16 protein-coding genes, 1 tRNA gene and 1 pseudogene are annotated in these 18,940 nt (G+C 43.2%); 9 read left to right on the top strand and 9 right to left on the bottom strand.

The window, feature by feature from the left end; translation table 11 throughout:
* Window positions 1-369: 369 nt before the first annotated feature.
* Window positions 370-1,014 (bottom strand): MBL fold metallo-hydrolase, encoded by a 645-nt coding sequence (locus J2T20_RS20935; protein WP_307591259.1) that lies wholly within the window; start codon window positions 1,012-1,014, stop codon window positions 370-372.
* A gap of 174 nt (window positions 1,015-1,188) precedes the next feature.
* Between J2T20_RS20935 and J2T20_RS20930 the strand changes: the two genes are divergently transcribed.
* On the top strand, window positions 1,189-2,268 hold the full coding sequence (locus J2T20_RS20930; protein WP_307591262.1) for an SDR family oxidoreductase: 1,080 nt from the start codon (window positions 1,189-1,191) through the stop codon (window positions 2,266-2,268).
* Between the two features lie 62 nt (window positions 2,269-2,330).
* Here J2T20_RS20930 and J2T20_RS20925 read toward each other — a convergent pair whose 3' ends face one another.
* The 3 genes from J2T20_RS20925 to J2T20_RS20915 all read right to left on the bottom strand — a co-directional run bounded on the left by J2T20_RS20925 (window position 2,331) and on the right by J2T20_RS20915 (window position 8,981).
* Window positions 2,331-2,693, bottom strand: a complete 363-nt coding sequence (locus J2T20_RS20925; RefSeq protein WP_307591258.1) for a winged helix-turn-helix transcriptional regulator — start codon at window positions 2,691-2,693, stop codon at window positions 2,331-2,333.
* Between the two features lie 146 nt (window positions 2,694-2,839).
* Complete coding sequence (locus tag J2T20_RS20920) at window positions 2,840-6,046, bottom strand: CheR family methyltransferase (RefSeq protein WP_307591257.1); 3,207 nt, start codon at window positions 6,044-6,046, stop codon at window positions 2,840-2,842.
* Window positions 6,047-6,338: 292 nt separating this feature from the next.
* On the bottom strand, window positions 6,339-8,981 hold the full coding sequence (locus J2T20_RS20915; protein WP_307591256.1) for an adenosylcobalamin-dependent ribonucleoside-diphosphate reductase: 2,643 nt from the start codon (window positions 8,979-8,981) through the stop codon (window positions 6,339-6,341).
* Between the two features lie 379 nt (window positions 8,982-9,360).
* Here J2T20_RS20915 and J2T20_RS20910 point away from each other — a divergent pair, with 379 nt between their 5' ends.
* From J2T20_RS20910 to J2T20_RS20900, 3 genes are all read left to right on the top strand, one after another.
* A complete protein-coding gene (locus J2T20_RS20910) occupies window positions 9,361-11,106 on the top strand; it encodes a DEAD/DEAH box helicase (protein WP_307591255.1) in 1,746 nt (581 codons plus the stop codon).
* On the top strand, window positions 11,103-12,053 hold the full coding sequence (locus tag J2T20_RS20905; RefSeq protein WP_307591254.1) for a YqhG family protein: 951 nt from the start codon (window positions 11,103-11,105) through the stop codon (window positions 12,051-12,053). Before J2T20_RS20910 ends, J2T20_RS20905 begins: the two co-directional genes overlap by 4 nt.
* A gap of 142 nt (window positions 12,054-12,195) precedes the next feature.
* Entirely contained in the window at window positions 12,196-13,209 is a 1,014-nt protein-coding gene (locus J2T20_RS20900) for a hypothetical protein (protein WP_307591253.1), read from the top strand.
* 63 nt (window positions 13,210-13,272) lie between these two features.
* On the opposite strand, the gene J2T20_RS20895 is transcribed toward J2T20_RS20900, so the two are convergent.
* Window positions 13,273-13,458, bottom strand: coding sequence for a YqzE family protein (locus J2T20_RS20895; RefSeq protein WP_036654483.1), 186 nt, complete (start codon window positions 13,456-13,458; stop codon window positions 13,273-13,275).
* Between the two features lie 159 nt (window positions 13,459-13,617).
* On the opposite strand from J2T20_RS20895, the gene J2T20_RS20890 reads away from it, so the two are divergent.
* A complete protein-coding gene (locus J2T20_RS20890; protein ID WP_307591252.1) occupies window positions 13,618-14,328 on the top strand; it encodes an N-acetylmuramoyl-L-alanine amidase in 711 nt (236 codons plus the stop codon).
* A gap of 4 nt (window positions 14,329-14,332) precedes the next feature.
* Here J2T20_RS20890 and J2T20_RS20885 read toward each other — a convergent pair.
* Window positions 14,333-16,204: pseudogene (locus J2T20_RS20885) on the bottom strand (beta-mannosidase); the annotation flags it as partial.
* Window positions 16,205-16,229: 25 nt separating this feature from the next.
* On the opposite strand from J2T20_RS20885, the gene J2T20_RS20880 reads away from it, so the two are divergent.
* The 3 genes from J2T20_RS20880 to J2T20_RS20870 all read left to right on the top strand — a co-directional run bounded on the left by J2T20_RS20880 (window position 16,230) and on the right by J2T20_RS20870 (window position 17,326).
* The gene (locus tag J2T20_RS20880) at window positions 16,230-16,394 is read left to right on the top strand and encodes a zinc ribbon domain-containing protein (protein WP_307591251.1); all 165 of its coding nucleotides are present in this window, start codon (window positions 16,230-16,232) and stop codon (window positions 16,392-16,394) included.
* A gap of 245 nt (window positions 16,395-16,639) precedes the next feature.
* A complete protein-coding gene (locus J2T20_RS20875) occupies window positions 16,640-16,813 on the top strand; it encodes a hypothetical protein (protein WP_307591250.1) in 174 nt (57 codons plus the stop codon).
* A gap of 36 nt (window positions 16,814-16,849) precedes the next feature.
* Entirely contained in the window at window positions 16,850-17,326 is a 477-nt protein-coding gene (locus tag J2T20_RS20870) for a helix-turn-helix domain-containing protein (protein WP_307591249.1), read from the top strand.
* 90 nt (window positions 17,327-17,416) lie between these two features.
* Here the strand turns inward: J2T20_RS20870 and J2T20_RS20865 are convergent.
* Window positions 17,417-17,500, bottom strand: a tRNA-Leu gene (locus J2T20_RS20865).
* A 180-nt stretch (window positions 17,501-17,680) separates the two neighbouring features.
* On the opposite strand from J2T20_RS20865, the gene J2T20_RS20860 reads away from it, so the two are divergent.
* Window positions 17,681-18,127, top strand: a complete 447-nt coding sequence (locus tag J2T20_RS20860) for a hypothetical protein (protein ID WP_307591248.1) — start codon at window positions 17,681-17,683, stop codon at window positions 18,125-18,127.
* A gap of 90 nt (window positions 18,128-18,217) precedes the next feature.
* Here the strand turns inward: J2T20_RS20860 and J2T20_RS20855 are convergent, their stop codons facing one another.
* Both J2T20_RS20855 and J2T20_RS20850 read right to left on the bottom strand, forming a co-directional pair.
* On the bottom strand, window positions 18,218-18,433 hold the full coding sequence (locus tag J2T20_RS20855; RefSeq protein WP_307591247.1) for a hypothetical protein: 216 nt from the start codon (window positions 18,431-18,433) through the stop codon (window positions 18,218-18,220).
* A gap of 118 nt (window positions 18,434-18,551) precedes the next feature.
* Complete coding sequence (locus J2T20_RS20850) at window positions 18,552-18,869, bottom strand: hypothetical protein (protein WP_307591246.1); 318 nt, start codon at window positions 18,867-18,869, stop codon at window positions 18,552-18,554.
* Window positions 18,870-18,940 lie beyond the last annotated feature (71 nt).

The following is an 18,940-nucleotide window of genomic DNA, read 5'->3' as shown; positions in this document are numbered from 1 at the left end:
TTTTCAAAGATCAAGTTCTCGTTGTCGGCGGTTAATGTCTCACCAGCAACTCTTATAATATATCATATCCAACCGTGTAATGCAAGCTCTTTTTTCAACTTCTTTTTCGAGCTCGGCATCAACATTTCTTGGCCGGATAAATAATATATCACGTCTATCACTATCAAACAAGTTGTAAAATATTCCAGTGTGCTCACCACTCAATAGTAATGACTGGATCTGTAATACTACACTCTATTAATAACAATAACAACACTTAAAATATTCCAGTACTATAAGCACAGCGGCGTCCCGCCAACATAATAGCGTCCAATTTCGTATATAGGAATATTCTAGGATTAGATCTACCAAACTTTATTCTATCTCTTCTTATATTACTTGATTATGTCTGACTAGTCTTCGCAGTTGTTCGTTTACACCGTCTGTACACAGACCTCCGTGAAAACAGATAACCTTATGTATATCAAAATCCAGAAACTTTGTTATAGACTTTTGAGCGGCAGATAGATCTAGCGTTGTCTTCTTTGTAGGAGCTCTTAACTCACCATCCACGCAGTAAAATGCGTCTCCTGCAATAAGAATCTTATCTCGCTTTAAATATAAACTGATATGACCCGGAGTATGCCCCGGTGTAAATATAACACGGACACCGGCAAAAAAAGGAAGTTCATCTCCGTAATTTAGCGTATGGTCTACCCTTACTTTAGGAGGATTATCAAGTAAATGTTGCAGTTGTTCAGGCAGTTCCATTTTTAATAACGGTCTCCCCCCTTCAATATAGGGCTTGGCGGGCAAACTTCCAATATGATCAATATCCTGATGAGTAAGAATTACTGATTTCAGATTTTCAAAAGGTATCCCTACCCTTTTCATTCCCTCGATAATCTGTTTATCCTGACCAGGCATTCCAGTGTCTATTAGTACAGCCATACTTTCATCCCACAACAAAGTAGGGTTTAGAGTTATTCCTCCAATATGTAATGGAATCAATGTTACTCCCTCAGCTACTATCATCCTGTTCCCTCCGAGATTAAATTACGAATCCCAATCTTAGATTTCTTCAATAAGATTGAAAACTGTTCACTGCTAGATTACAAAAAAGTGCTTAAAGCACCTCAAAGTGCGTTCTTCTACTTTGCACTTCCTAGATGCATAATAACAGGGAATAAATGCAGAGTACAAAAGGAGATGAACATTTTGAGAAATAAACCTCTAAACAAACGGAAAGTGGCTTTGGTCGCTGGTGCGAATGGTGTTATAGGTCGTAACCTCATCGATTATCTAACAACTCTTAGCGATTGGGAAGTGATCGGTGTATCGCGCCGTGGCGGTGAACCACGAGACCGGGTCCGCTATGTAGAGGTCGATCTTCTGGAAAGGGACTCTTGCATTAAGATGTTAAGTGATTTAACTGAGGTTACCCATATTTTCTATGCTGCTTATCAAGACCGCTCCACTTGGGCTGAGCTTGTCCCACCTAACCTTAATATGCTAGTGAACGTAGTTGAAGCGCTCGAACCCATCTCTACCAATCTCAATCATATCAGTCTGATGCAAGGATACAAGGTATACGGCGCACATCTAGGTCCCTTCAAAACACCGGCCCGTGAGACAGACGCTCACCACATGCCACCCGAATTTAATGTAGATCAGCAAAATTATCTAGAAAACCGTCAAAAGGGAAAAAACTGGACGTGGTCTGCTCTCAGGCCCTCTGTCGTATGCGGCTTCTCTCTTGGTAATCCAATGAACCTTGCAATGGTCATTGCGATTTATGCGTCCATCTCAAAGGAACTTGGATTGCCATTACGTTTTCCGGGGAAACCAGGTGCTTATGACAACCTCTTAGAGATGACCGATGCTGGACTCCTTGCGAAGGCAACAGTATGGGCTGCGACTGACGAGAAGTGTGCTAACCAGGCATTTAACATCACGAACGGCGATCTCTTTCGTTGGAACGAGTTGTGGCCCAAGATCGCTTCATACTTTGGATTGGAAACAGCCCCCCCGCTCCCCATGCAACTGGATATAGTCATGGCCGACAAAGAGTTACTATGGAACGAAATGGTCGATAAGCATAAGCTTGCAAAACATTCTTACAGTGAGGTTTCCTCTTGGACATTCGGTGACTTTGTCTTTGGATGGAATTACGACTTCTTCGCTGACGGATCGAAGGCCCGCCGTTTCGGCTTTCACGAGTTTATGGATACCGAAGCTATGTTTATGAACATATTCGACGACTTTCGTCGGCGCAAACTCATCCCATGACCTTCCTTAAGAAAAGCCAACCTCAATATGTAAGGTTGGCTTCTTATATGTTATTTTACGGATTAAAGCTGTCGATTTTCGAGAATAGTGGCATTCGCCCCGTACTTTCTCATTATATGTGAGTCACCCCAACTACACATCATATGAAGGATCTCTTTAAGACTCCAGCCGTAATCTGTCAACTCATACTCTACTTTAGGCGGGACTTGATTATAAGAAACACGTAAGATGATACCTTCCTCTTCAAGTTCCCTAAGTTGCTGCGTTAACATTTTTTGACTCATCGTTGGTATCAAGCTTTTTAATTCATTATTACGTTTCTTCCCGAATGTTAAATGAAAGAGAATCACAGGTTTCCACTTTCCTCCAATTACATCCAACGTTGCCTCTACAGCAGTATTGTAAACCTTAATCGGCTCTTGCATGCCACACTCACCTCCCTTTACGACTTAATGATACTAAGTGGATAACTGTACTATGACTAGTACTTGCGCTGTAAAATGAATTAAACAAAAAGCCTATAGAACATTAGTTTCTGTAGGCTAAAAAGTTAGGTTTTTGTGATTTTTCATTATTTTTCTTGATTCAAGATAATCTTAACAACTGTTCCTTTACCCCACACACTTGTAATGGAAATCACACCCTGGTGACTCTCAATAATTTTGTAGCTGACCATTAACCCTAATCCCATACTATTTTGTTTCGTTGAATATATGGTAGCTCCTAGGTTGACTAGTTTATCCTCAGGTATACCGGACCCATTATCACTAAAAATAATGTTTACTGATTCATCGCCGTCGATCTTTACCTTAATCAACAAATCCCCGCCAGTAGGCATTGCCTCAATACCATTCCTGATAATGTTGCTAAATACAATTTGGAGTTGATTAGGAACACATTTGACGAAGAGTACCGGATCAGCAAATTTCGTTATCATCTCTACATTGAAGATTGTTGCTTGTGGTTCATACATGGAGATGACTTCCTTCAATATTTGGACTACATCGTATTGTTCGAAATTCTGCTTTTGCGGACTAGCCAGGACTAGTAATTCATCCGTTATGGCTTCGATTTTCCCCAACTTCGAAGTCGCGGTATCCATATCATGAATCTCCTGTTCGATGCCTGCTGCCAAAAGCCCTATAACCGAGAGCATCTCCGAGGAATGTAGTAATTCCAGCTTGTTTTTTTGCTCCATGAAATCTTCAGACATTCTTGCATTCTTAAACTCAGTAATATCAATTAACGTAACTACGATTCCTTGGTAGAGAGAATCATATGCTGAATAAGGTAATAGTATAATACTGAACCATTTACCACTTGAATTCCGGATTTCTTTTTTGACACTTTCACCTGAAAGGAGGACTTTCATTGCGTCTACCATCAGTTGGTCATATTGTAAATTATGTTTGATATCGCCGATTGAACGACCTATGTCCATGTCTGCCAAATTAATTTCTTTGCTGACTGCAGGTGTGAATTTACGTACATTCATCTTTGCATCTAGAAAAATAGTAGCGATATTGGTGTTGTTAAAAAAGTTTGACATATCATTATTAGAATCGGTTAATTCTTGGATTTTAGACTGATATTCTTGATTTACAACCATCAATTCTTCGTTACCCGACTGTAACTCTTCATTCGTGCTTTGCAGTTCCTCATTGGAAACAATCAATGCTTCGTTAACCAATCCTAACTCTTCGTTAGAGGTTTCTAGTTCTTCGTTAAACACCTCTAATTTAGCATTAGCAGTCAGCAATAATTCTCTCGCATGAACCAATTCTTGATCCAGATCCTGCATGTTCTCCTTGACATGTAACTCTGGAAATTGATGATTCTGTATCAAGTCTACATCTATTCCACCCTCGGTAGGGACTTCTTTCTGTTCAGCAACATCTTCAAAAAACAAAATCATCAATTTGTCATCTATCGAATCGATTGAAAAAGACTTTGCTCTCAAATGAATGTAGTGTCCTTTATAACTATTCTTAATGGCTACATCTCTATAGATAATTTCTTTAAGTTCTTTTCTCGCTTTTTGAAGCAAACTCCCAATAACAACCCCCAAATATTCAGGAACCAGCTTAAACACATTTAGTGTTGGTTTACCCTTAGGGAAAACTAAATATTGATTAGCATTTCCATTGATATGAACGATATCGTTGCTACTATCAAGGATAATGCAAGCAGTCACGTATTCTTCGATCAGCTTTGTATACACCGTTTCCAATTTAAGAACTCGTTCTGCTTCTTTTAATCTTACAATCACATTATTTTTATGACTCATTTTTTTATCATTCACACGTTCTCTAATACCAGAGAACCCCCCTACTGATAACGAATCACTTACCTTATGATGGTATATATTCCACCTATTATCCAGAGGTATAAATAGATTGGTTAGTTTCCCCAAGGTCTCACTTGGACCCAAAAAGAGATACCCATCTGATTTTAATGAAAAATGAAACAAGGAAATTACTTTCTTTTGAATAGTTTGTTGTAAATAAATCAACAGATTGCGACATAAAATTAGATCTAATTGGGTAAAAGGCGGATCACTAACCAAATTGTGCTGAGCAAAAATGACCATTTGCCTAATTTCCTTATTTACTTTGTAGTCATTACCTTGTCGTGTGAAGTAAGCATTCAAGTACTCCTCTGGTACGTTCTTAGAAATGATTTCTGAATATACCCCTTTGCTAGCGAAATGAATAGAATCCTTGTCCAAATCGGTGGCAAAAATGGTCACGTCAAAAGTATCTTCAATTTCCTCCATATATTTTCTAATCAAAATGGCTATGGAGTACACTTCTTCTCCGGTAGAACAACCAGCAACCCAGACCCTTATTTGCTTGTCTACGCCACATTGCTCAAAGATGGTAGGCAATACTTTATCTGCAAGAATAGCAAATGCAGCCGGATCGCGAAAAAATTGCGTCACTCCAATTAATAAATCTTTTTGCAAGGCAATGACCTCATTGGAATGATTAAATAAATATTGATTGTATTCCTTGAGGTATTGAAATTGTTGAATCCCCATCCGTCTTTGAATACGACGCATAATACTTGCCTGTTTATAAACAGAGAAATCTACACCCATAGACTGCTTCAGGATTGAAAATAATGTACTTAATTCTTCAGCAATCGATTGTTTAGTCTGATTCATATAAAATTCAATGTATTCAACTATATGTTCTGGCATTTCTTCCGGAGTAAGAAAATAATCGGTCTGATCAATTTCAATATCACTTCCGGTCAAGCGAACAGGATTTGTCATATCTGTTTCCTCAACTATGATTAGCCCATTTGCTTTTGAAACACGATCAATACCAAGCATACCGTCTCTACCCTCATTTGAAAAAAGGATAGCTATCGTATTGCTTCCAAGAATTCCAGTAAGTGTTCTCAAAAATCGATCAGCCGATAAATCATTGCCTTTATTTGCAGTAAAGTCCGTTAGACTTATTATTCTCGATTGAAAGCTAACATCATGATGGGGAGGTAACAAATAAATACAATCCTCATGGATCTCCATTTGATCTGCTGCATGAAAAATCTTCATATTGGTATGCGCAGAGAGCTGTTCTAGTGGAAATAACTCCGATTGCGCAGACTCGTGTTGAGCAATGATAAATGTCAGTCCATGGAGGGTATCTAGATGATCTAGAAATCGTTTCAGTCCATCCAACTTTTCGGGTGAAGCTACAATGCCAACTATGCTAAATTCTTTGATTCTTTCATAGTCCGAATTATTCTGATAGTTTATAAGTTTCTCCATTAGACATAATCATTTTCCTTTCCCTTAAATCTAGAATACGAATTAATATACTTATGTTCTTCCACGTCACCAACCATTACCAATATAATACCATAAAATACTATTTATAATTTTCCTACAAAAATATATATACAGAAACCTTATACAGAAGTATCTTTTTTTGTTTTCTCAATTTATATCTGTAAATACAAATAGTCCTGATGAAAAGCTCACCATCAGGACTGTTTGTGTTGTGTTATATAAAACTAGTAGTTTATCATATATTATTCAAAAGTTGAATGTTATATATTTTCTATCCACACCGGCTGTATCCACAATTGCTGCAAGTCTTGCAGCCTTCGATATTCACCAGCGAGGCGCTGCCGCAGGATGGGCAGAGATCGCGTGAAGCTGTCGCATGGTTGTGCGAGCCGTGGCCGCCATGACCATCATCCGTGGAGGTTACTGACTTCAGTTCCGCATTTAAAGCGTCCGTGAAATCCTCAAGCTCCAAAGTTGCAGCTATAGGGGCCGGGATGTGATCATCTTGAGTGTTATTCAACACATGGGTTTCCAAAGCCTTGGCAACAGCGTCGGCTATGGATTCCACACGATTTGCACCAAATCCGATGGCGCCGGAACCGCCGATCCCCTTCAAATGTTTGATCAACAGTTCCACCTTCTGACCATGGTCTCCATAACGGAGGAACAAGGAGCAGACACGGCCTAGAGCTTCTGCCATCGCAAATACGTCAGAACCTGCCTTGCCTACATTCAGGAAGATCTCAGCCGGAGTTCCATCCAGATCGTTGATTGTAATATAAGCCATACCAAAAGGCGTGTTGATCTTATAGGTAGCACCGCGGAGAATCTGCGGGCGTTTCTTGTATTGTTTATCCAACTCGTTAGCGTTAGCTTGCGGTGCAGGGCTTGCTTTGACTGCTTCACCGGCATTAACAGGAGCAGCTTCGGAAGCTGCTGGTTCAACAACTTCTTTTATAGGAGCATCTTTCTTCTCTTCCTTGTTCTCTGTTTGCAGAACTTGTACATCGCGGCTGCCATCACGGTAGATGGTTACACCTTTACAGCCTAAGTCAAAGGCCATTTCGTACAGTTCAGCTGTCTCTTCTACTGTGAAATCGGCAGGGCAGTTTGCTGTCTTGGAAATCGAACTGTCCACCCAACGTTGAATAGCGGCTTGTGCACGGATGTGATCTTTAGCTGACAAATCCATTGAAGTTACGAAATATTCAGGAAGCTCTTCACCAGGATGGGCTTCCAGCCACTCCTGCGCGATCGGTACGAACTGCTCATCGAAGCCGAGGCGGCTTTGACGGTAGTATTTGAAGGCAAAATAAGGCTCAATCCCTGTCGAAGTCCCCACCATAGTTCCCGTACTGCCGGTAGGAGCTTGGGTGATTACGGTAACGTTGCGCATTCCGTTCTCACGAATGGCTGCACCTACTTCCGGATAGGTTTCGGTAATGTTCTTCATAAATCCGCTCAACAGATACTTTTCAGTATCAAAAGCTTGGAAGGAACCCTTCTCTCCGGCAATCTCAGCCGAAGCCAGGTAAGCCTCGCGTGCCATGAAGCCGTACAGCTTGTCCAAAAACTCAAGTGATTCAGGACTTCCGTAACGGATATTGAGCTTGATCATCAGTTCAGCCAGTCCCATGGTACCCAGACCAACACGGCGTTCGAGCTTCTGATTTGCTTCATTCTCCGGGAAATGGTAAGGAGTCTTATCAATAACATTATCCAAGAATCGTACAGAATAACGTGTTGTAGTCGCAAGATCTTCCCAATCTACATCATGTTTCTCTTCGTCATAGAACTTAGAGAGGTTCACAGCTGACAAGTTGCAGACACCCCAACCTGGAAGACCCTGTTCACCGCATGGGTTTGTACAAATAATCGGATTGAAATACCAGCTGTTGGACATCTGGTTGTAATATTCCATAAAGACAACGCCGGGCTCTGCCGACTTCCATGCCGATTCAATAATGGTATGCCATACGTCACGTGCTTTGACGGTACGGTAATGGATGACGCTGCGACCTTCGGCTTTCCATTTGTCCAGGTCTCCATCCCAAATCTCGTTGTAATCTGGGTCGGTCGTATCCGGGAATACCAAATCCCAATCCAAATCTTCCTTCACAGCTTTCATGAAGCTGTTGCTTACACATACGGACAGATTGGCATTGGTAACTTGCCCCATGGTTTGCTTCACGGTTATGAAATCCACTACATCCGGATGCCAATCATTAATCATCAGCATCAGAGCACCGCGACGGCTGCCCCCCTGCTCAATAAGTCCTGTCGTATAACTGAACAGACCGCCCCAAGATACAGAACCGCTTGAAGAACCGTTCACACCGCGGACAATTGCACGTCGTGGACGCAAGGAGGATAGATTGATTCCAACTCCGCCGCCGCGAGCCATAATTTCAGTCATTTCAGATAATGTCTGCATGATACCGCCACGGCTGTCCTTCGGAGAAGGGACAACATAGCAGTTGAAAAGAGTAAGCTCTTCGCTCGCTCCTGCACCCGCAGCAATACGTCCGCCGGGAACCAGCTTCCAGTCATCCAGAATACTGCGGAATTTGCCTGTCCATTCCTGCTGAAGCTCAGGAGTCTTCTCAACAGAAGCCATAGCTCCTGCCAGTCGATCCCACATTTCCTCAGGTGTTTTTTCAATATTAAGAGTCAGCTTCTCAACGTCGGTTTGTACATGCTCGCCCCGGCGAGTCTTTACCGTCACGATTTGACCGCTGCGCTCTACAATTTCACCGACTTCCTTTGTCGGAAACTTCGGATCGTCCTTTGTAAGAACCAGTACAACATCGCCTACCTTAGCATTGTTACTGTCGGCATCCTTCCAAGCATAACGGTCCAGAAATATTTTTTCGCTCAGGCCCTCTAGACGCTGATTACGTTTCACTGTACTCAATAAAAAAACCTCCCGCAAATGTGATAGTGCTTCCGTTTCAGGTGTGGGTTAACACGTTTTGTGACCCACAACAATAACCTCCATGGCAGGTGTCTATCTCACTAGAAGCGCCACAAGAAGTTGTTCTTGTCAATAACAAATAACCGTTCTTCACCTCATTTAAACCCAGATTTAAAACAATTGTCACAATATATTGTGTTCTCGCGTCCTTAAACTATACCACATATTGTATCACAGGTCTTTTCCGAAAAAAGTGTCCATCTGCCTAAATTTCAGCAAAACATGCTGCATTATCTCACTCTTGGTTATGAATTCTCTCTTTTACGAGCATACTACTTCTACGGATCACTATGTAATTCGCACCGGAGGTGGATGATATATGACGCAATTATTCCGCAGTTCCTTGCCTGACAGGGGGCTGGAGTCTACACCCGTATTGCCGATTCCTCTATCCTTTGACCGCGGCTGGCTAATGGATTTGGAGTCAAGACTAGACAAAGGCGGCCCTTGGGGGGACTGGAAATTGTCACAGCTAGCTGTTCAGGGTGAGGAATCCGACTTAGTCACAAGCTTCACGGAGCTGCAATGTATGAAGCATTTATCCGGACTGTCCCCTCTACCCCATCAGATGGATACTGCGCATAAGGTGCTGTTTCAAATGTCTGGACGGGCTATCCTTGCTGATGAAGTGGGACTTGGAAAGACCATCGAAGCAGGGCTTATTTTAAAAGAATATATCGTACGTGGACTCGTCTCCAAAGTTCTTATCCTCGTCCCTGCTTCACTAGTTCTACAGTGGGTCCGCGAGTTGAATTCCAAGTTCGGGATATCGGCTATCGCCCAGAAAAAATTATACTCTTGGGATAATAATATCGTCGTTGCTTCTATGGACACTGCCAAACGGGATCCCCATAAAGATATTCTGCTCAATAATGAATACGATTTGTTGATTATCGATGAAGCGCATAAGCTGAAAAATAAAAAAACGACCAACTATCTATTTGTACAGCAGCTGCGGAAAAAATACTGTTTACTGCTTACTGCAACTCCTGTCCAGAACGATCTGGGCGAATTGTTTAATTTAATTACACTGCTGAAGCCGGGTCAGCTCGGTAATCAGAGCGATTTCGCCAGCAATTTTGTCGTAGATAAACGGCTGCCAAAAAATGAAGATCAACTTAAAGGTGCGCTTTCCAAAGTCATGATTCGAAATCGACGCGGAGAGGGTCCGGTAGTCTTTACAAAACGTAAGGTCCGTAATATTCCGCTCACTCTGTCAGCCGAGGAAAAAGTATTATATGACGGAGTCACCGCTTTTGTCAAAGACCAATATCAGGAGTCCGGTGGCAATCTTACAAGTATGCTTTCTTTGGTTACGCTTCAACGGGAAGTCTGCAGCAGCCGAGATGCTGTATTCCTTACTCTGGTCAATTTGATGAAGAAGCTCCCTCCCGACTCTCCAAAACGCGAGCGTATGATGGATTTACTACAGATGATCCGAACCGTCAAAACCAATACCAAAGCCGAAACAACCATCGCGCTTATCAAAGAAATGAATGAAAAGGTCATTGTGTTCACAGAATACAGGGCCACTCAAGAATATTTAATGCAGTATTTTCGGGATCACGGCATCCAATGTGTTCCTTATTCCGGCGGGATGAACCGTGGCAAAAAGGACTGGATGATGGATTTATTCCGCGGTCGTGCTCAGGTGATGATAGCAACAGAAGCCGGAGGCGAAGGAATTAACCTGCAATTTTGCCATCATATGATCAATTTCGATCTTCCCTGGAACCCCATGCGGGTTGAACAGAGAATCGGACGTGTTCATCGATTGGGTCAAGAACATGATGTTGTCATCTATAATTTGTCCACAGAGGGCACTATTGAAGAGCATATTCTTCATTTACTTCATGAAAAAATTAATATGTTCGAGATGGTCATAGGCGGGCTGGATGTAATCCTGGAGCGTTTCGAGAAGAAGGAATCACTGGAGAAGAGTCTCTATAAAATTATTCTCGAAGCCGGTAGCGACGAGGAACTCCGTAACAAAGTGGATCAAATCGGTCAATCGTTAAGTGAGTTGAAGGAAGGTATAAACTTAGGAAGTGAGAATGCAACATGACCTTGACCCCACAGCAAATCCGCACACAAGTCATGGATTATCTGGAAGCTACAGAATGCTCCATTATTGAAAAGTCTCCACATCATGTCACGGTGAAGCTGTCACCGCGTGCTGACCGGATGTTGACAGACCGTCCTTATTACTGGGGGTTCGTAGAGCGAACCGGTGTTGTACCGGAAACTCTATCGTTTAATTTCGTGTTCGATCCGGAGAAATACGATGCAATGACGAATCCAAGCAGCATTGCACCGGGGATAGCCCCGGCTTCCGATCCACAGGCCGGCATTCTTTCCCGCTACTTTGGCGTAGCCCCCACTGCTCCGTGGGTAGGACCAGGTATGATCCGCAGAGAGGACATTATCTATGGCAGCAAACGTTTGCGGCAGATTTGGACGGCAGCCCAAGATGAAGGCAAATGCTTATATTTGTTTGAAGAACCCGGAGCCAGACAACGAACCACATTATTCTCGGCATCCTATGAACCTTGGCTCGGTGTATGTTTTAAGGTTGAAATGACCTGCGATTTAAAGTGCGAACAATTGAATTTTATCGGAATATCTCTTGCGAGCGGGGTTATTGTGGATCATTTCGAGAAAAAGCTAACGTCTGCATCTCTTCAGCTTACTCCACGCCTCCCGGAAAATGTCCATATCCAACCCTACGGTATGTCTCCGACTGTAGGGACAGAATGGCTGGAGGCCTACCTCACCTCTAAGCTTGCAGAACTGGATTACAGCTGGGCAGAGGAAGCTCGGGAACGTTTGCGGCTGGAACTGGCCATAATAGATGTGTATTACGAAGAGATGTTGAAAGAGCCTGATGAAGAAAAGCGGCTAGCTGTGGAAGAGCAGTATTCAAGGCGGCATAAAGAAACCGTTTGGCAATACGAACCCAAAGTTACAGTTTCCGCAATAACCTACGGTATGTTTCATCTGCGAAGTACGTAGGATGTGACCCCTCTCGCTAAAAGCAGGCAAAATAACAAGAGAAATCCTGAGGTCCTGCCCGACAGCAAGTAACACTCTTTTCGGAGCTCGTCCTCTACAATAAAGTTAAGGTGATCCGGAATAAGAAAGGTGAACGATCCACATGAAAAGAAAAAATCGGTGGAGGAATTCTGCCGGGAAAAAGGCTTGCTTCCTTCTGCTACTAAGCATAGGGTTGGCGACGTCGAGCTTTAGTTTCCCTGAACCACTCGCTGCTACTGGACATTCGGTTACGGTGTACAAGAATACCACTCCTCAATTAAGCATGACAACAGCTCCCGCTCCGGGCACGCTCAAGGACTTCGTCCAGCTTAATATAGACAAGCTGGCTGAAGAGGCAACCTTCAAGAGTTGGAAGGGTGCGCAAAGCGAGTACTATCCTTTAGGACCGGGAACTCACAGCTGGCTTGTTAATGTGATGAAGGCTGAACAACGCATCGGCTATCTGATTATTACCGCCAAGAATGAAGGCGGGTACATGTTAAGCGAATACGGGGCAGGATACGAAGGTCTGCCATACAGCTTGAAAGAACTGCGCCAGTTACTGGTGCAGGAAGGACTTATTACATCCACTTCTTCAGGAAATCTGACATTGACACCACTGTATGTCCCTCTTCTGCCGTTATGGGAAGTTTCGATCTCTGGGAAAAAACTGTACATTAATGCTGTTGTGCCCGAAATTTTACCGTGGAATTCCAGTAAAGCAGAAGCATTACTTAAAAAGGCAGGATCTGCTGCGAATCTTGACCTTACTGTTGGTTCTAACCTGTCACCCCGGGAGGTTTACCAAACCAATCAGTCGTCTGATCCCTATGACAACTTGCTTTGGCTGACGAACCCCAAGCTACCCACGATTAGCGATAATGACTTTTCTGCTGTGCTGAAACGTAAGGGAAATCTCGTATTTCAGTCCGCAGGTCAAAATGAAAGTGTGGGAGCTCCCTTGATGATTACGGGTTACCAGATCTGGACGGTAGATGCTCAGACTACGGAACCGGGAACAGCTAGTATGAACAAACTGTATGCTGCTATCGGGCCACAAGGCAGACGATTCGTTCCGCTATCTCTCCTTCAGCAATACGGAACATTACATCAGGCTTCCACAACAAGTAAATGATATCCTAAGTATTATAGAAACAAAACAACCTTCGAGCCCAATGCTTCGAAGGTTGTTTTGTATTTATTCCTTGTTTTTGCGGTTCCACTTACTACGCCAAATGGATAGGCCAAGCGGAAGCATGCCAAACCATTTCTGTGACCAGGGCTGCTTCGGTACTTCTGAACGACGGCTGCGCGGGTCTTCCATATATATGACTACCTTTTCGGTTATATATTTCACTAGCTCGTCACCACCCTTTGAAGCCATTGAGCCCACTCCTTCCGAATACTATTAGGACTACAAAAAGTTCAGTATTCTTAGTTTGCACCGTTATCATTCATTTTAAACTGAGGGTATAAGCTCGAATAGATTTCCCTTGAAAAGCACAATCTAACAAAGTATCTCTTGTAGCGGAGGTGATTCCTTTTGGGGATAAAGGTTAAAAGGATCCTTATTACGTTAATTACGAGTTCCCTCTTCTTGGCGACGGGCTTTGACTATACTTACGCTGCTCCTGAACAAAACACGAAACATTCACCATTTATACTTGGGAATGATCAGCGTGTGATTCTGATTGACGCCGGACATGGCGGTGTCGATGGAGGAACCTCTTACGGGACAACTCTGGAAAAAGACCTTACACTTGCGATATCACGCAAGCTGTATTTAATTTTGCGAAGTAATGGTCTAGATGCTGTTTTGAATCGTTTCGATGACTATGCGCTCAGCGATGAAAACCGATGGTTCCCAAGCTCATCTCGGCATCGTCGTGATTTAACCCAGCGGAAAGGACTGGCTGACGCTATTCCTACTTCTGTGGTTGTCAGCATCCATGTAAATTGGGCACCTTCTTCAGCTAAGAGTGGGCCGCTTGTCTTGTATCGTAAAGAAGGGCGCAGCTTCATGTTGGCAAAAGCGATTCAAAATCAGCTTAATCGGCTATATGACGTCAATGTTAGACCTGAGCATGGGAAGCCGTTCTACCTGCTAAATAAAATAACCGCCACAACAGTAATTGTTGAGGCGGGATATATCAGCAGTCCTATTGATCGGTCCAAGCTTTACAGTAAACAAGGACAGAAGGAGATAGCAGAAGCCATTGCCAACGGCATTGCAGTATACCTTACGGAAGTGTAGGCTATTAATTGAATGCACTAACACTCAATTCCGCAAAAGACACCTGTGTCCCGTCTCGATGACTGACCTTCACGGTACGTTCCTCATTAGGAAGCAGATCAAAATAATTATCACTCAAGCGGACCCTGCCTTGAGGCAAATCAATTTTGACCATACGGGCTAAAGTAGATCCCGCTTTTATCGTTACCGTCTGCAGTTCTTCATCTGCAACAACCTCAAGCTGCGAATTCTGGAACAACAAATCCTTCGGATCCCGCAGGTAGTAATAATTATCCGGCACCGCAATTCCCTCTGCTGACACTCTTACGATCACCTCTTCGGGCAGGTTTCCGTTAAGTATTTCTGACTCCTCTACCTGACCCAGAATTACAGCCTGATTGCCCGTGATTTCTGCATCCCAATCCCTTCGGTATATTTCGTTGCCATCAAAAGTAATCACTTGCATGATCACTTTTCCCAGATAAGAATCTAAAGTGTCGTTAACCACCCACAGCTTCAGCGGCTCACCCGGTTCATGGTCAACAGATAACAATAAAGGATGAAAGAATTTACGGGCATAATAGAAAGAAGCTTTTGGCAACAGCTCATAATCTATCATCGACCAGCTGGTTCCGGGCCAACTGTCATTTAACTGCCAAATTAACGTTCCGCTTGTCCGTTTTTTATTCCTGCGGTAATGCTCAACCCCGTACTTGAGACCTTCTGCCTGTGTCAGCATGGAGAAATTCATATATTCATCAAGGTTCTGTGGAATGCCCGTGAAGCCTTCCATCAACAGAATCCCTTTCTGATGATTCGTATCCTTATTCCGGTAAGCCATTTCCACACTGCCCCAATAGAATTGACCCGCCGGTATGTTTTTCTCCAAAGTATAACGGTTGGCTGAAGCATGCATTCCAAACTCACTGTTAAATAACGTAAAGTCTTTTTTGAAATTTCTAAAGGAAACGCCCTCAACGCTATAGTCCAGCACAGGTCGATCTCCAAATTGTCTCGGATACACGGATCCATGCCATACCTGCCAATTATGCCGATCCCCCACATTTGGATCATTATCATCATTACCGCCGTAAGGTGAAGAAGGCCAATACGCGCGGCTGTCGTCCAGTTCCTCGAGCACATTAGGAATTAATTCATGATAGATACTTCTTCCATAGAATGGAGTTGTAATATCACCACTTGATGATTTCATATCGTATAACCAATCAATTTCGTTATTTCCACACCATAGGGCCAGTGAGGCGTGATTTCGTAATCTTTTCACATTATAAATAACCTCTTTACGCACATTATCCATGAAGTCACGATTGAAATCAGGAAACAGAGCGTTAGCAAACGCAAAATCCTGCCAGATCAATACTCCCCGGCGATCACACTCGTTATAAAAGACATCCTTTTCATAGATTCCGCCCGCCCATACCCGCAGCATGTTCATGTTACCTTCAACCGCTAGATCAATAAGCTCCACATACCTTGAATTAGGCGCTGACCCTATAAAATGATCTACAGGAATCCAATTGGCTCCCTTGACGAACACCTTGACACCATTTAGCAGAAACGCAAAGCTATCGTTGTCACTCTCGTCCTTCCGTTCCAATTCAATAGTCCGGATGCCAAGGGGCTGCGTGCTGCTATCTATCTTCTCTCCATCTGCGAAAAGGTTGACCTGCAGTTCATATAAGTAAGGATTACCTAAATCATGTATCCACCATAGCTGAGGAGAATCTACCAATAGTTCCGAACTTGCCGCTGTTCCTTCTACTGCGACTCTATCTACTGCTACACGCACACCTGCTTGATCCAGGAGTATAATCTCACATTCTAAATGCTGATGTTTGCGAAAAGCTTGTACGTCGATATCCACTAATATTGTGGCGAGTTGGTACGGACGGACGGTTAAGATGGCTGACACCTTCGCCCCCACCAGCCAAACGTGCCATGTGTGCGGCTTCATCAACCAAGAAGTGAAAAATCTTTCGGTGCGGCAGTGGACCTGTCCATGTTGTGATGCACTTCATGATCGGGATGAGAATGCTGCACACAACATCATACAAATGTCTAAATAGCAGGATACATTCAACTGTGGGAACCACAGGGATCGCTTGGGATTCGATTTTCCATGTTGGGAAATAGAATTATCATAACTCTGCTTCATTGGAAGCACTACCCAAGAATCCTCCACCTCTACAGGTGGCGGGAGTGTTCAACGCCCCTTCTCCGGAATGGATTCATCTCTCCCGATCTTTGCAGGACTATGAACTAATCGTCGTTACTGAGGGCACCTTGTATATTGCAGGTGATAATAACCACTGTGGTGAATAAAGGCGAGCTCCTGCTTCTGCCACCGTTAACGTACCAATACGGCTACAAAGCTTCTAATTGCAGCTTTTATTGGCTGGATTTTTATTCCAAACATGCTCTCAAAGTGGTTGAAATCTCCAATACAGTTCCTGTTAATAAGCCGGGTCTAATTGTTATTCCGTAGCGCGGAAAGCTTAACAATGTTGAGAAGATCATCGTTATGATGAAACAGCATCAGGATTCGGTTCGCTGCTATAATGAGAAAACACTCAACGATTACATGTCAACGGTGATACTATGTGAGCTGCACAACCAGCTTACTTCCTCCCGGCTCAGTTCACTCAAACGATCCAAACAGGAGCAGCTCTATAATGATATTGTGGATCATATTAAATGGAATCAGCATGAGCAGGTAAAAGTTTCGGAACTGGCCGATTATTTTGGTTATAACGAAAAGTATCTCTCCCATCTGTTCACAACCATCTCCGGTGTGTCGTTGAAGCAATACATCCTGCAGCAAAAGATGGAGATGGCCAAATTCATACTTACCGACACCAATCAAAACATCAATGAAATCGCCTCACAGCTAGGCTACAAGGATTGCCATAATTTCATGAAATCTTTCAAAAAAATTGTGGGGTTAACAGCGACCGAGTTCAGAAATGCCTACTCCAAACTACTGCTAATCTATAAGTGAAAGCGCTGCGAGGGTGATGTGCGGAATTGATATACCATGCAAAAAAAAGCACCTACCGATTAGTATCGATAGGTGCTTTCTACTTATTAATGCGGTCGAGAGGACTCGAACCTCCACGGTATTGCTACCACACGGACCTGAACCGTGCGCGTCTGCCAATTCCGCCACGACCGCATATTATGATGATTCCGCTCTCGCGGTCACAAGATAGATCATACCATGCTGAAAAATAATCGTCAACATTTTTTTAGATTTTATTAATTCACTTTATTTTCTGTATAAATATTGCTTTCATAGATCGGTTTGGGTTATAATGAGAACAAAGGTTCGCATCCTATAAATGAGGTGATTTATATGGCGACTACTAAGATATCTACTCAAGACGCAGCAAGGGATATAACTCAAGAAGAACTGTCACTCGTAAGAAGCTACCTGCTGCTAACCTTCATTCATAAAGTCTTTGAGCGTGATTGCCGTGTCATCGGTAAGAGCGGTCTGTTCAAGACACCACAGCTGTATATGGAACTGGTATCCACCGGAGCCAAGAAGACATCTTTAATGCTAAAGGAGGTCAAGCGTGAGCTGGATCTTCATGATCTAAGAATCATTACTATTCTTCAGGATGTACAAGGAGTAGTCGCCCGGTATATTTGCAGAGAATGCCCTGGTGAGCTTAATATTTTGTGGCCGGGCTTTCGCCGTGAAATGATGCTGCGAATGCGTGCATACCTCGGCCTCGCTACTGAATTCTCCGTTCTCAACCGTGAGGAACATGTGGAGCAGCTGGCACTGACGCTATAAAGCACTGTAAGACAAATAAGGCTCCCAGCTCATTTTGCTATGAGAGGGGAGCCTTTTTAAAGATGTATTATTATATAGTTGAAGACTATCTTAAGACAAGATATCTGCCCTAGGTTCAGTAAAAGGCTGGAAGATATAATTCCGGTCCAGCTTCACCACCCGACGGTTCGGGCGGCGGACCATGACTTGAGTATCATCCCAGGCCAGTACAATCCCCTTAACATCATTACTTTCCAATCCGTCACGTACCACACGAATTTTCTCGCCTGAGATTCGGTATTCATTCAGTTGATCATCACTAATCATTCTCTATCCCCCTTCCTTCATACTAGTCGAACACACGGAGTATAAAAAAGACCACAATGATAAATCATTGGGTCTCATGTAAGCAATTAAGAGATTATGCCTCTCTTATCCAATTCACCTATATTAGCGCTTCATTCTTCTCAAACCAAAAGTCGAGAACTTTAGCAGACATCACTCGTTGTTCAAGATACTCCACTTGCTTGGCTGTAAACTTCTCCCTCCAGGAGTAGGACAGCTCCTCACAAAGCCCCTTGATGGTCAGTAACTCTGACCAGGCTACATAGCGTTTGTACCAAAAAAACTGAGGATGTTCAATCATATAGGGATAAAGATCATCAAACTCCGTATGTTTGCAATCCAAAGCGCGCTCGAAGTGATCCTTAGCCTCGGTTAATTTATCTATAAAAAATTGCTCTGTCACCGGTTCTTTCCCCATTGTGACGCCTCCTCTCCTATGTCTATTTTTATTATAAAGGAAAACTTAGAGGGTGAAAAGCAGTTGTTTCA

The organism is Paenibacillus wynnii (genome assembly GCF_030812855.1).
GTDB classification, from domain to species: Bacteria; Bacillota; Bacilli; order Paenibacillales; family Paenibacillaceae; genus Paenibacillus_AQ; species Paenibacillus_AQ wynnii_A.
This window is presented reverse-complemented; position numbering and strand designations above follow the sequence as displayed.

Bases quoted from the DNA above. Each gene is read 5' to 3' on its own strand.
- J2T20_RS20900 (WP_307591253.1), top strand. From the start codon at position 12,196: ATGAAAAGAAAAAATCGGTGGAGGAATTCTGCCGGGAAAAAGGCTTGC.
- J2T20_RS20920 (WP_307591257.1), bottom strand. From the start codon at position 6,046: ATGGAGAAACTTATAAACTATCAGAATAATTCGGACTATGAAAGAATC.
- J2T20_RS20910 (WP_307591255.1), top strand. From the start codon at position 9,361: ATGACGCAATTATTCCGCAGTTCCTTGCCTGACAGGGGGCTGGAGTCT.
- J2T20_RS20860 (WP_307591248.1), top strand. From the start codon at position 17,681: ATGGCGACTACTAAGATATCTACTCAAGACGCAGCAAGGGATATAACT.
- J2T20_RS20930 (WP_307591262.1), top strand. From the start codon at position 1,189: ATGAACATTTTGAGAAATAAACCTCTAAACAAACGGAAAGTGGCTTTG.
- J2T20_RS20855 (WP_307591247.1), bottom strand. From the start codon at position 18,433: ATGATTAGTGATGATCAACTGAATGAATACCGAATCTCAGGCGAGAAA.
- J2T20_RS20935 (WP_307591259.1), bottom strand. From the start codon at position 1,014: ATGATAGTAGCTGAGGGAGTAACATTGATTCCATTACATATTGGAGGA.
- J2T20_RS20895 (WP_036654483.1), bottom strand. From the start codon at position 13,458: ATGGCTTCAAAGGGTGGTGACGAGCTAGTGAAATATATAACCGAAAAG.
- J2T20_RS20850 (WP_307591246.1), bottom strand. From the start codon at position 18,869: ATGGGGAAAGAACCGGTGACAGAGCAATTTTTTATAGATAAATTAACC.
- J2T20_RS20925 (WP_307591258.1), bottom strand. From the start codon at position 2,693: ATGCAAGAGCCGATTAAGGTTTACAATACTGCTGTAGAGGCAACGTTG.
- J2T20_RS20905 (WP_307591254.1), top strand. From the start codon at position 11,103: ATGACCTTGACCCCACAGCAAATCCGCACACAAGTCATGGATTATCTG.
- J2T20_RS20880 (WP_307591251.1), top strand. From the start codon at position 16,230: ATGGCTGACACCTTCGCCCCCACCAGCCAAACGTGCCATGTGTGCGGC.
- J2T20_RS20870 (WP_307591249.1), top strand. From the start codon at position 16,850: ATGATGAAACAGCATCAGGATTCGGTTCGCTGCTATAATGAGAAAACA.